The sequence below is a fragment of the Hyphomonas sp. genome (genome assembly GCF_040882205.1).
In the GTDB taxonomy this organism is placed as follows: Bacteria; Pseudomonadota; Alphaproteobacteria; order Caulobacterales; family Hyphomonadaceae; genus Hyphomonas.
This window is the reverse complement of record NZ_JBBEBT010000345.1, coordinates 1-11,056: the sequence shown is the minus strand read 5'-3', so window position 1 is coordinate 11,056 and position 11,056 is coordinate 1. Positions and strand designations below refer to the sequence as shown.

At 66.1% G+C, this 11,056-nt stretch carries 14 protein-coding genes; 12 read left to right on the top strand and 2 right to left on the bottom strand.

The window, feature by feature from the left end; all coding sequences use genetic code 11:
* The first annotated feature begins 164 nt into the window (after positions 1–164).
* The 8 genes from queC (at position 165) to WEA77_RS14975 (ending at position 4,932) form a co-directional block, all read left to right on the top strand.
* Complete coding sequence (queC, locus tag WEA77_RS15010) at positions 165–872, top strand: 7-cyano-7-deazaguanine synthase QueC (protein WP_368068678.1); 708 nt, start codon at positions 165–167, stop codon at positions 870–872.
* Positions 869–1,516: a 7-carboxy-7-deazaguanine synthase gene (gene queE, locus WEA77_RS15005; RefSeq protein ID WP_368068677.1), complete on the top strand. Its 648-nt coding sequence runs from the start codon at positions 869–871 to the stop codon at positions 1,514–1,516. Before queC ends, queE begins: the two co-directional genes overlap by 4 nt.
* On the top strand, positions 1,471–1,926 hold the full coding sequence (locus tag WEA77_RS15000; protein WP_368068676.1) for a 6-carboxytetrahydropterin synthase: 456 nt from the start codon (positions 1,471–1,473) through the stop codon (positions 1,924–1,926). The genes queE and WEA77_RS15000 overlap by 46 nt, the downstream gene beginning before the upstream one ends.
* Before the next feature lie 655 nt (positions 1,927–2,581).
* Complete coding sequence (locus WEA77_RS14995; protein WP_368068675.1) at positions 2,582–2,779, top strand: hypothetical protein; 198 nt, start codon at positions 2,582–2,584, stop codon at positions 2,777–2,779.
* A 43-nt stretch (positions 2,780–2,822) separates the two neighbouring features.
* Positions 2,823–4,208 (top strand): mechanosensitive ion channel family protein, encoded by a 1,386-nt coding sequence (locus WEA77_RS14990; protein WP_368068674.1) that lies wholly within the window; start codon positions 2,823–2,825, stop codon positions 4,206–4,208.
* A 55-nt stretch (positions 4,209–4,263) separates the two neighbouring features.
* Positions 4,264–4,422 carry a hypothetical protein gene (locus tag WEA77_RS14985; protein WP_368068673.1) on the top strand — a complete coding sequence of 53 codons (159 nt, stop codon included), beginning with the start codon at positions 4,264–4,266 and terminating at the stop codon, positions 4,420–4,422.
* Positions 4,423–4,434: 12 nt separating this feature from the next.
* Entirely contained in the window at positions 4,435–4,665 is a 231-nt protein-coding gene (locus tag WEA77_RS14980) for a hypothetical protein (RefSeq protein WP_368068672.1), read from the top strand.
* 15 nt (positions 4,666–4,680) lie between these two features.
* Positions 4,681–4,932 (top strand): hypothetical protein, encoded by a 252-nt coding sequence (locus WEA77_RS14975; RefSeq protein WP_368068671.1) that lies wholly within the window; start codon positions 4,681–4,683, stop codon positions 4,930–4,932.
* Here the strand turns inward: WEA77_RS14975 and WEA77_RS14970 are convergent.
* Together WEA77_RS14970 and WEA77_RS14965 are read right to left on the bottom strand one after the other, a co-directional pair.
* Positions 4,929–5,396 carry a hypothetical protein gene (locus WEA77_RS14970; RefSeq protein WP_368068670.1) on the bottom strand — a complete coding sequence of 156 codons (468 nt, stop codon included), beginning with the start codon at positions 5,394–5,396 and terminating at the stop codon, positions 4,929–4,931. The genes WEA77_RS14975 and WEA77_RS14970 overlap by 4 nt on opposite strands.
* 113 nt (positions 5,397–5,509) lie before the next feature.
* Positions 5,510–6,205, bottom strand: a complete 696-nt coding sequence (locus WEA77_RS14965; protein ID WP_368068669.1) for a pirin family protein — start codon at positions 6,203–6,205, stop codon at positions 5,510–5,512.
* A gap of 175 nt (positions 6,206–6,380) precedes the next feature.
* Here WEA77_RS14965 and WEA77_RS14960 point away from each other — a divergent pair, with 175 nt between their 5' ends.
* The 4 genes from WEA77_RS14960 to WEA77_RS14945 form a co-directional block, all read left to right on the top strand.
* Positions 6,381–7,253: a hypothetical protein gene (locus tag WEA77_RS14960; protein WP_368068668.1), complete on the top strand. Its 873-nt coding sequence runs from the start codon at positions 6,381–6,383 to the stop codon at positions 7,251–7,253.
* Entirely contained in the window at positions 7,192–9,027 is a 1,836-nt protein-coding gene (recQ, locus tag WEA77_RS14955; protein WP_368068667.1) for a DNA helicase RecQ, read from the top strand. Before WEA77_RS14960 ends, recQ begins: the two co-directional genes overlap by 62 nt.
* A 106-nt stretch (positions 9,028–9,133) precedes the next feature.
* Entirely contained in the window at positions 9,134–9,736 is a 603-nt protein-coding gene (locus tag WEA77_RS14950; RefSeq protein ID WP_368068666.1) for an ATP-dependent Clp protease proteolytic subunit, read from the top strand.
* An 85-nt stretch (positions 9,737–9,821) separates the two neighbouring features.
* The coding region (locus tag WEA77_RS14945; protein WP_368068665.1) for a sensor histidine kinase at positions 9,822–11,056 on the top strand (1,235 nt) is incomplete at its 3' end.

Here is an 11,056-nt window from a genome sequence, read left to right as displayed (position 1 = left end):
TCCTCTTTCGCGGAACCACTTCAATGGCAACACAAGTGAATGAACCGGTCCGTGTCAATTGCTCTCCCCGGGGGAGGGGCAAACACTTTGCGGGGGTGTCAAAAATGTGACGGCATGTCCCGGGACCGCTTGGCCGTCCCCGGCGGGCCTGTTAGAGCCCGGAAATGTCCCAAACGCCTGAAACCGCGCTGGTCCTGTTTTCCGGAGGCCAGGATTCGGCCACCTGCCTCGCCTGGGCACTGGAGCGCTATGGCCGTGTCGAGACGGTCGGCTTCGACTATGGCCAGCGCCACCGGGTCGAACTCGCCTGCCGCGCGGCTTTCCGGGAAGGCCTCGCCGCCGCTTTTCCCGGCTGGGCCACCCGTCTGGGCCCGGATCATCTCCTCGACGCCACCGTACTTAAATCCCTCGGCCAGACCGCGATGACCGAAGAGGTCGAGATCGAGATGCAGTCGAACGGCCTGCCGTCCACCTTCGTGCCGGGCCGCAATCTCCTCTTCTTTACCCTCGCCGCGCCCCTCGCGCTGCGCCGGGGCGCCTCTGTCCTGATCGGCGGCATGTGCGAGACCGACTATTCCGGCTATCCCGATTGCCGGGCCGTGACGCTGAAATCGCAGGAAAAGACCCTCCAGCTTGGCCTCGGGTCGGACATCTTGATCGAAGCGCCGCTCATGCACATTGACAAGGCCCGCACCTGGGCGCTGGCCGAATCGCTCGGCGGCGAGGCGCTGGTCGGGCTTGTGACCGAGCACACCCATACCTGCTATCTCGGCGACCGCGCCCGCCGCCACGACTGGGGCTATGGCTGCGGCAACTGTCCGGCCTGCGAGCTGCGCGCCAGCGGCTGGGTCCGCTGGCAGGCCGCGCGATGACCTGGTCCGTCAAGGAAGCCTTCTACACCCTGCAGGGGGAGGGCGCCCACACGGGCCGCGCCGCCGTCTTCCTGCGCTTTGCCGGCTGCAACCTGTGGAGCGGCCTCGAGCGCGACCGCGCCGCAGCCGTTTGCCGCTTCTGCGACACCGATTTCGTCGGCACGAACGGGGAAGGCGGCGGTAAGTTCCGCGAAGCCGCGGCCCTCGCCGCGCATGTCGCCGCCATCTGGCAGGCGAACGCCTCGGCCGGCGGCAGGCCCTACGTTGTGTGCACGGGCGGCGAGCCGCTGATGCAGCTCGATGCGCCCCTGCTGGCCGCCCTCCACGAGGCTGGGTTCGAAATCGGTATCGAGACCAATGGGACGCTGCCCGCGCCCCCCGGCATCGACTGGATCTGCGTCAGCCCCAAGGCCAATGCGCCGCTGGTCCAGACCTGCGGCAGCGAACTGAAGCTGATCTACCCCCAGGACGAGCCCGAAGCGCAGCCAGATCGCTTCGTCTCACTGGACTTCCAGCACTTTTTCCTCCAACCGAGGGACGATGGGCCGGGCGTATCTCACGTAGCGGTAACCGCGGACTATTGCTTGAAGAATCCAAAATGGCGACTGAGCTTGCAAACCCACAAACTGACCGGTCTGCCCTAGTGGCGGAAGGTCAGGTGTTCGAGATCTCGAAGGCTGTCACTTTCGAGGCCGCGCACTACATGGCCGGCAAGCCCGAAGGCCATCCCTACCGCGCGATCCACGGCCACTCCTTCCGCCTTGAAGCCACCGTCACCGGCGCGGTGAAGCCCGGGGAACAATGGGTCGAAGACTTCGCCCACCTCACTGCCTGCCTCGAGGCCACTGCCGCCAAGCTGGACCACCGCCTCCTCAACGAGATCGAAGGCCTCGACGTGCCGACGCTGGAACGCCTCTGCCTCTGGGCCGCCGCCGACCTTAAATCCCACCTCCCCGGCCTCGCCCGCGTCGCCGTCTCAAGACCCAGCCTCAACGAAACCTGCGAACTGGTCCTCCGGCCCTGGATCAGCCCATCGCCGCGGGCCTCGTCCTGAAAGGGCGAAGCCCGCGTATTTTGGGGCGCAAGTTCCAGCTTACGCCTGCATCCAGCGCCTTTCCGGCCCCACTTGCGCAATAAATTCCGTGTCATACCAGCGAAAGCCGCGGCCCATAATTTCAAGCAAAACAAACCCCTCTGGCGCCCGGCTTCCGCCGGGATGATCAGCGCGGAAGGTTTTTTTGCAGCTTCCCAGTCCTGCGGGGTCCAGCCCCGGTCCAATCTCCCCTGATCAGCCCGGCAGGCGCCGCGCCGTCCTGTCCGGTTGGCCGGGCAGATCGCCCCGGAACGGGGGCCGCGTCTGAGGTAACGCCAGGCGCAGCCTCCGGGGACGTCGATCCGGGCGAGCCTGGGCCGGACAGCCTGTGGAGGATCCCGTCTGACCACCTCGGTCCTCCTGCGAGGTCCGCGCGGGTAAGCTGTCAGAGCCTGGCTGCGCCGAAGCCATCCCTGGAACTGCCCGGAGCCCGGCGGCGGGCGCGGCGGAGGTGCTGCGTCCAACGCCAACCCTTCTTTTCCTACCCGAAGCAAGGGTGCGTCCGCCGCGCGAGGCTCCACACTCCGCAGCCGCACGGCTCAGGCCGGGCGAGATGTCGGCAATTCTTCTTCTTTCGCCTGCGCGGCAGGGAAGTGTCAGAAAAGGGGCTCCCCTAATGGCCCAACGCTGCGGTTTCGCTCTCAGCCGGCTCGATCCCTCGGCGCGCCTGCGCCCGCTGCGCCGCATGCGCGTCCCGAAATACATCCTCGCCCGCGCCGAGCGCGCCCGCACCCCCGCCGTCCTCTTCGATCCGCGCCGCCGCGGGCCTGCGCCGCGGCCCGCCAAGGGTTGCGCGTTGAAAGGCGCCCGGTAAGGTCGACCGGTACCGCCAAATCCCCCATCCCAGCGAGGGCCGTTTGTTCCAGCAGCTTTCCGTTACGTTCCCGGCCGCCGTGCCGGCGCTGGAGCGGCTCATGCGCGTGCTCAGCGGCTGGAGCCGCGAGGCGCTGGCGGATCTCGCCTCGCCGGACACAGTCTGGCAGCTCATCGCCGTCGCGGCCGCCGCCGCCGCCGCCTATGTCATCTCGCGTTTCCCGCGCAAGCGGCTGATGGCCGCCGCCGAAGCACGCGGGCGGATCGATTTCGTGCTGCTTGCGCTTGTCGCCGTCCTGCGGATGCTCTGGCCGGCCACCGCGGCGCTTCTGCTGGTTGCCGTCACCGCCGCCTTCGAGGCCGCCGGCATGGGCAGCCGCTCACTTCACATCGCCATCAGCCTCCTTACGGCCTGGATCGCGGTGCAGATCGCCACCGCCAGCATGCGGCGCGGCCTGGTCTCGAAGACGATCGACTATTCGCTCTGGATCATTGCAGCGCTTTATATTGTCGGCTGGCTCGGTCCGGTCGGAGCAGGGCTGGAATCGGTTGTCCTGCATTTCGGCGCGGCCGAGATCACGCTCCTGCGCCTGCTGACGAGCCTCGCGCTCGCTGCCTTCGCGCTCTGGCTCGGCTGGTTGATCGGTAATCTCGCCCAGTCGCAGATGCGCAGTTCTCAGAACCTGCCGCCGTCCGTTGGCGGCCTGCTCGGCCAGACGCTGAAGGGCGTCGCCATCATCATCGCCTTCATCGTTGCGCTGAACCTGATCGGCGTGAACCTTGCCGCGCTCACCTTCTTCTCCGGCGCCCTCGGCGTTGGCATTGGCTTCGGCCTGCAGTCGATCTTCTCGAACTTCATCTCCGGCGTCATCCTGCTGATGGAAAAGACGCTGAAAGTCGGCGATTTCATCGAGCTGCAAGGCGGCCTGTCGGGCCTCGTGAAGGAGATCAACTTCCGCTCCACAGTGCTCACCACCAACGACAACATAGACATCATCGTCCCCAACGAGGCCTTCATCAAGGCCCAGCTGATCAACTGGACGATGACCGATGCGAAGCGGCGCATCCACGTCCCCTTCGGTGTCGCCTATGGCACGCCGAAGGAACTGGTCGAGAAGGCCGGTCTCGAGGCCGCGGCGCGCCTGCCCTGGACCTTCGACGATCAGGGCGAGCGCAAGCCGCAGGTCTGGCTCGTTCGCTTCGGCGATTTCCGTCTCGATTTCGAGCTGATTGTCTGGCTCACCGACGAAGCCGTGCTGAAGCCGCAGAAGGTGATGGCGGACTATGTCTGGGAGGTCCATTCCGCGCTGGAGCGCCACGAGATCAAGGTTCCGCACCCGCAGCGCGACCTGTTCCTGAAATCAGCCGAAACGCTCACCGTGCGGATCGAGAAGGGCGAGCAGGAGGAGGACGCGAAGAAGGATCCGTGAGCAGATTGTCCAGGCGCGCGGCCATGATCCGCATTTTGCCTGGCGCACGGCCGAAGTGCTGCGCATCGAGAACCCCGCCGACATCGTCTTCGCCCGCGCGCCCGGCGTCCTCGTCTCGGCGAGCAGCACAATCTGCACCTTCGACGACCTGGCCAGCTATCTGATCTCGATCCTCCCGGTTGCCGCCAGCTTCGCGATGCCCGTGTCGATCTGAAGCGACCACTTCATGTTTTTTTGCCGCGACGCCCTCGCCGACGGACCCATCATCTTGCTCAACACGGCGCTGCTGCTGCTGATCCTCTACATCGCCTATCCGTTGCGCTTCGTGTTCGACAGCCTGTTCGGCTCCATCCTCCTGCAGGCGGGACAGATGGACCGGATCGCCGGGATGGAAGCCGGCTACCGCGGTTCCGGCGTCATCCGCGCCTTTTTCGCCGCCGGTTTCGGCGCGATCTGACTGACCATAGCCCTGATGTACGCCCGGGTACTCAGCCTTGCGGAAGTGATCGGCCTGTCGGCGAAAGAGAAGGTGCTGACGCGCCGGACGCTGCATGTCCACTATGCGCGCATCGGGGCATCGCTGCTGGTGTTCGCGCTTGCAGCCTTCACGCCGCTCAACGGCTTTGCCGGATTCGCCCTTGGGCTGATCTGGCCGTTTGCCCTCGTCGCCGCCCTGCTCACCCCGCTGCCGAAAGGCAGCGAGGCGGCGGCGGCAAATGATTAGTCGACGGTCTTGGCGTAGCGCGCGGCAAACCGGCTTGAGGCACGGCGCGCGTCATGCCAGGTGGTGAGGCCCGCCTGAGTTATGTCGGTCTCGAACCACCTGTACTCGAACGGCTCGGAGGCTTTGCCGGCTGCGTCATAGGTCACCGCCGACAGCTTCATGCCGCCGACGCTGACCGAGCGGTGCATGTCGAGGCCCGGCTCGTCGCCGCCCTGCTTGAAGGTCGGGCGCGAGGGCTTGGCATCGAGGATCGTCACCTCGATGCGGGCAACATCCGCGCCGGCTTTTGCCAGTGCGCGCTCAAGGTCCGCCCGCACCCGCTCCGAGAGATAGACGCCTTCGCGCTCGCCATAGTCATCGGCCAGCTTCTCGGAAAATTCCGGCGCATAGGTTACGTTGATTTCCGCCGCCATCGCCGCCGGGGCGAGGGCTGCAAAAAGGGCAGCTGCCAGAAGATTTTTCATCGCATCGCTCCAGTTCCGGAGGCCGGAATGGGTCCGGCCATTACAGCATATTACCAGTGATCGACCGGAGGAAGAAGTCACGGGCGCGTGAGCGCCCGCTCGGCGCGCGCTGCTCAGACTGTGTCGACCAGCGCCCGTTCGGCCGATACGGCGGCGTCCAGCGTCAGTGTCTCGCCGCCCGTGATGGCGCCTCCGCCGCGGGCGGCGAGCCGCTGGCCATTCAGCGTCACCTTGCCGTCCGCCGCCACGAGATAGCCGGAGCGGCCCCCGGGCAGCGTATAGGTCAGTGTTTCGCCGGCCTTGATCGCGGCGCCGAGCACCCTGGTATCCTCGATGATCGTCAGGCTTTCGCCCTCGCCGGAGCCCGAGGCCAGCACGGCCCGGTTGCCAGACCGGTCACTCTTCGGAAACTTGCGCGCGCCCCAGCCCTGCTTGCCGCCGCGATTGCGCGGCAGGATCCACAGCCGGAACAGCTCGGTCTTCACATCCTCGGCATTCCACTCTGACTGCGGGATGCCCGAACCGGCGCTCATCACCTGCACGTCGCCGGCCTCGGTGCGGCCGGTATTGCCGAGCGAGCCCTTGTGCGTAACCGCGCCCTTGCGGACATAAGTGATGATCTCCACCGGTTCGTGCCCATGCGGCGCAAAGCCGGTGCGCGGCCCGGTCTCGTCATCGTTCCAGACACGCAGGGCGCCGTGCCGGACGCGGGCGAGGTCGTAATACTGCGAGAACGAGAAATGGTAATGGGCGCCGCGCCAGTCATTGCGCAACCGGCCCAGCTTGTCGAACACACGAATGTCAATCATCGAAGGCCTCCATCATAAGTGTCGCTGTTGGCCGACATATGCGCAGGCAAGGGCTGGCAGAGAAGGTCGCTGAAACGATGATATTCATGCGTAGCGTGCCTGAAGTGGCGCCGGATTGAAACGGCGACAACCGGCTCGTGAACGGGTAACCTGATTCGCGCAGCGGAGAGGCGGCATGCCGGACAGTAGCGGTCATGACGGCCAGATCGTGCTGAGCGCGCCGGTGAACCACGCGGCGCCGGCAGGTACGCCGCAGCTCACAGCGAAATTCGTTCACTATCCGGGCAGCCAGCAACTTATCCTGTGGCTGCCGCAGGAGGGATATTCGGGCTATCGCACCTTCTGTATACAGGGACCGGGCGAAAGCCCGGTTGAGGATACCGGTGTCACCCAGCGCCTGAACGGGCGAGTGCAGATTCTCGTCGACACGCACCTCTGGCTGCCGGGTGACTATCATGTCGAGATCACCCACAGTGAAGGCTGGTCGCACGAACTTGCCCTGACGAAGCTGGAGGAGGCGGTGAGACCGCCCGCGCCCAAGCCGCCGCCAGTGCCGAAATCCGATGGCCAGCCGATCGTCTACCGCGATGGCACCGACAAGGTTCTGCCCAGGCATGACCTTGAACTGCGCGCGAAAGCGCTCGAACGGCTGACGGCACGCTTCAGCCGCCGCCTCGAATTCGAAGGCAATTTCCGGGCTGGAACGATCATCGATATCGAGGGCGACATTCGCCTCAGATTCTCTCACGAGATGTGCGGTGGGGGCGTGCACTTCAGCATCGATGTGCCGATCGCCGCGAAATGGGCAAGCGAGACCGGACGTCCTCTGGAGGCGCGCGATGACATCGTGGAATTCCTCGCCGCCGAGACGCAGCGCAAGCAGGCGCGCAGCTGGAATTATGTGATCCGCGACAACCGTATCGACTTCATCGACCAGGCACATCTCGCCCCTTGCCGCGCACCGCGCACCCCGTCACAACACCCCGATGCCTCCCGCACCCCTCCTCAAGGACGCCCGCGCGCTGCTGAAACGCGTCTACGGCTATGACGCGTTTCGCGGCCTGCAGGAGGATGTGATCGCCGATGTCCTCGCCGGGCGCGATGGGCTCGCGGTATTGCCAACCGGGGGCGGCAAGTCGCTCTGCTACCAGATCCCGGCGCTGCTACGGGAAGGCTGCGGCCTCGTCGTCTCGCCGCTGATTGCGCTGATGGCCGATCAGGTGGATGCGCTGAAGCAGGTCGGCGTGCGCGCCGAACGGCTCGACAGCTCGATGGATTTCAACGCCCGCAGCGCCGCGCTCGAGGCGGCGGCGCGCGGCGAGATGGACCTGCTCTATGTCTCGCCCGAAGGCCTTGGCACCAATCTCGCCGAACGGCTGGCGCAGATGAATATCTCGCTGATCGCGGTGGATGAGGCGCACTGCGTAAGCCAGTGGGGCCACGACTTCCGCCCGGACTACCGTGCGCTCGGCCGCCTCAAGGGCCTGTTCGCCGGCGTGCCGCGCCTCGCGGTGACGGCCACGGCAGACGCCCGGACCCGCGCCGATATCCTCGCGCAGCTGGACCTGACCGACCCTTCCGTACACGTCGCAAGCTTTGACCGGCCGAACCTGACCCTCTCGGCGGAGCCCAAGGCGGGCAACCGAACGCAGCGCGTCGTGCAATTGGTGAAAGCGCGTGCCGGGTCGAGCGGTATCGTCTACGCCGCCACCCGCAGCGCAGTGGAAGATGTCGCTGAAGCGCTCGAGAAAGCCGGCGTCCCCTCGCTCGCCTATCATGCCGGGCTCGACGCCGGCATCCGCTCCGCGCGCCAGCGCCAGTTCCTGCTGGAGGAGGGGCGTGTCATGGTCGCGACCGTCGCCTTCGGCATGGGCGTCGACAAGCCGGATGTGCGCTTCGTCATCCATGCCGATCCGCCCAAGACGCTGGAAGCCTACTGGCAGGAAGTGGGCCGCGCCGGACGTGACGGCGAGCCGGCCGAAGGCGTCGCGCTGTTCGGCCCCGCCGACATGAACCGCTCGCTGCAATGGACTTATTCCAGCGATGCGCCCGACGAGGTGAAGCGCGTGCAGCTGACCAAGACGCGCCAGCTGTTCGCATTTTTTAACAGCGACGAATGCCGCCGGGGTGCTGTGCGGCGCTATTTCGGCGAGGAGAAGGTCGACCCCTGCGGCGTGTGCGATGCCTGCCGGGGCGAACTTGGCGCCAGCCATGATGCGACCCGATGGGCGCAGATGGCGGTGTCGGCCGTGCTGCGCTGCGGCCAGCGGATCGGACGCGGGCGCCTGGTCCAGCACCTGCTTGGCGAGGCCAAGGATGATTTCGATACGGAGCTGTCGAAGCTGTCTACCTTCGCAATCGGCAAGGAACTGCCGAAGCAGGGCTGGAACCGCGTGTTCGATGCGCTGATGTTCGAGGGCCTGATCGCCGAAGGCGGCGAGGCGATGCGCCCCGTCGTCATTGTTCCGGATGCGGAGGAAGCCAAGTCGCTGTTCCGGGGCGAGCGCACCGTGAGCCTGCGCGAGGACATCAGTGCGCCGCGCCGCCGCAGCAAGGCGAAAGGCGCCGCGCGCGCCGCCGTGATGGCCGACCTGTCGGCGCGCGACCAGTCCGTATTCGACGCCCTGCGCCAGTGGCGCACCCAACTCGCCAAGTCACGCGGCGTGCCGCCCTATGTGATTTTCCATGACCGGACGCTGGCCGAAATCGCCCGCGAGAAACCGACCGGCGCCGATACCCTGCGCGAAATCAGCGGGGTGGGGGAGAAGAAGGCGCTGGCCTATGCCGCTGACGTCGCCAGGATCGTCGCCGCAGCAGGTTGACGTGCGCGGAAGGGCGCTGGGGAATAGTCAGACCCCGCCTTGACCCGCAGCCCGTGGCACCGCACCTATGTTGGCCAATCGACAGATCCCCCTCTCCGGAGCCCGCATGACCCCTTTCCGCCTCGACGATGAAGACGACAAAGAAAAAGGCCCGATCTCGGAGCCGAACGCTTTCCTTGAGGCCGCCCTGTTCAAGGCCCGTACCGTCCTGCTCACCGGCGGAATCGACTTCAAGGCAGCCCAGCGCGTTTCCGAACGCCTGCTGGCCCTGTCTTCGGAAAGCATGGACCCGATCCTGCTGGTCCTTTCCTCGCCCGGCGGCCATGTCGAGAGCGGCGACATGATCCACGACATGATCAAGTTCGTGGAGGCGCCCGTGAAGATCCTTGGCACCGGCTGGGTCGCCTCGGCCGGCGCGCTGATCTACTCGGCCGCGAAGAAGGAAAACCGCTTCGCCCTGCCGAACACCCGTTTCCTGCTGCATGAACCCCGCGGCGGCGTCGGCGGCCAGGCTACCGATGTCGAGATCCAGGCCCGCGAGATCATCAAGATGCGCCAGCGTCTGAACCAGATCTTCGCGGATGCCACCGGCAAGACCATCGAGCAGATCAAGAAGGACACCGACCGTGACTTCTGGATGAGCGCGCAAGAGGCGATGGCTTACGGTCTCGTCGGCAAGATTGTCCACCACCGCAACGAGATCACCTGACCGCGGCGCGCGGCGCGTGTTTGCCTCCCGGTAAGGTTTCTGGGTGATGGTCACCCCTTAACCATAACCGGGTACCTGCACGTCCATGCCTGTTCGCCTGAAGGATATCGCGCTGCCGGTGACCCCGGTCACGCCTGCGACGACGGCGGCTGCCACGTTTTCCCTGTTCTTGTCCGATACGGCTCTGTTCGCCATACCGGTCCGGCTGGCGCAAGGCGAAGCGGCGAGCTACGGCCTCGTCACGCGGCTGCGGCTGACCGAGGCGCTGGCCGGCCCGAATGGCCGCGATGTCTATGCAGCGCGCTCGGTGACCCACCTTGTCGGCGCGCAGCCGGTCATTGCGCAGGGCAATGTGCCCGCTGCGCTGATTGCCAAGACTGCCGCCGAACAATCGACCAGCGCACTGACCGAAGGCGTGATCGTGATGGAGCAGGGGGTGTATGCGGGCATCGTCTCGCCCGCTATGCTGCTGAAAGCGGTCGCCGAAGAGAACGCCGGCCGCGCCCGCGCCCAGCAGAATGCCCAGCGCAAGATGGACGATATCAAACGCCAGCTGACGCGGCTGTCGGAATCGCGCGCCCGCACGCTCGCCTTTATTGGGCACGAGATCCGCACGCCGCTGACCGGCATCATGGGCGTCGCCGACCTGCTGGACACGCAGCTGCCGCCGGGTGAGCCTAAACGGCTTGCGAAAACAATCTCGCAGAGCGGCCAGCACCTCGAGCGCCTGCTGACCGACCTGCTGGACCTCTCGCGCATCGATGCGGGAAAGCTGGCAATCACCAAACACCCGATCGAGCTGCGCCAGTTCGCGGCCCAGACGCGCGACCTCTGGCTGCCGCAGTTCGACGAGAAACGCGTGAGCCTGCGCATCGGCGTGGCGACAGGCGCCGAGCCGCGCATCGAGAGCGATGCCGGACGGCTGCGCCAGATCCTGTTCAACCTCGTCAGCAATGCGATGAAGTTCACCGACCGTGGCCAGGTCACCGTGACGCTCGCAACCTCTCCGTCCCCGGACGGCCTGCTGCTGACGATGCGCGTCGCCGATACCGGGCGCGGCATTTCCGACGCCGACAAGGCGCGCCTGTTCGAAGCTTTCGAGCAATCCGAAAGCGCCGATGCGTTCAGCGGCAGCGGCCTTGGCCTGGCGATTGCGCGCAGCCTGACGCGGCGCCTCGACGGCGAGATCATCCTCTCGGACAATCCGGGCGGTGGCTGTGTGTTCACGGTGGCGCTGCCGGTGATCAAGGCAGGCCCGCGCCTGGCGGTGGAAAATAAGCCGGAAGGCAATGCGGCGCGCTTCGACCTCGGCGAAGTGCT

Bases quoted from the DNA above. Each gene is read 5' to 3' on its own strand.
- queC (WP_368068678.1), top strand. From the start codon at position 165: ATGTCCCAAACGCCTGAAACCGCGCTGGTCCTGTTTTCCGGAGGCCAG.
- queE (WP_368068677.1), top strand. From the start codon at position 869: ATGACCTGGTCCGTCAAGGAAGCCTTCTACACCCTGCAGGGGGAGGGC.
- WEA77_RS15000 (WP_368068676.1), top strand. From the start codon at position 1,471: ATGGCGACTGAGCTTGCAAACCCACAAACTGACCGGTCTGCCCTAGTG.
- WEA77_RS14995 (WP_368068675.1), top strand. From the start codon at position 2,582: ATGGCCCAACGCTGCGGTTTCGCTCTCAGCCGGCTCGATCCCTCGGCG.
- WEA77_RS14980 (WP_368068672.1), top strand. From the start codon at position 4,435: ATGTTTTTTTGCCGCGACGCCCTCGCCGACGGACCCATCATCTTGCTC.
- WEA77_RS14975 (WP_368068671.1), top strand. From the start codon at position 4,681: ATGTACGCCCGGGTACTCAGCCTTGCGGAAGTGATCGGCCTGTCGGCG.
- WEA77_RS14970 (WP_368068670.1), bottom strand. From the start codon at position 5,396: ATGAAAAATCTTCTGGCAGCTGCCCTTTTTGCAGCCCTCGCCCCGGCG.
- WEA77_RS14965 (WP_368068669.1), bottom strand. From the start codon at position 6,205: ATGATTGACATTCGTGTGTTCGACAAGCTGGGCCGGTTGCGCAATGAC.
- WEA77_RS14960 (WP_368068668.1), top strand. From the start codon at position 6,381: ATGCCGGACAGTAGCGGTCATGACGGCCAGATCGTGCTGAGCGCGCCG.
- recQ (WP_368068667.1), top strand. From the start codon at position 7,192: ATGCCTCCCGCACCCCTCCTCAAGGACGCCCGCGCGCTGCTGAAACGC.
- WEA77_RS14950 (WP_368068666.1), top strand. From the start codon at position 9,134: ATGACCCCTTTCCGCCTCGACGATGAAGACGACAAAGAAAAAGGCCCG.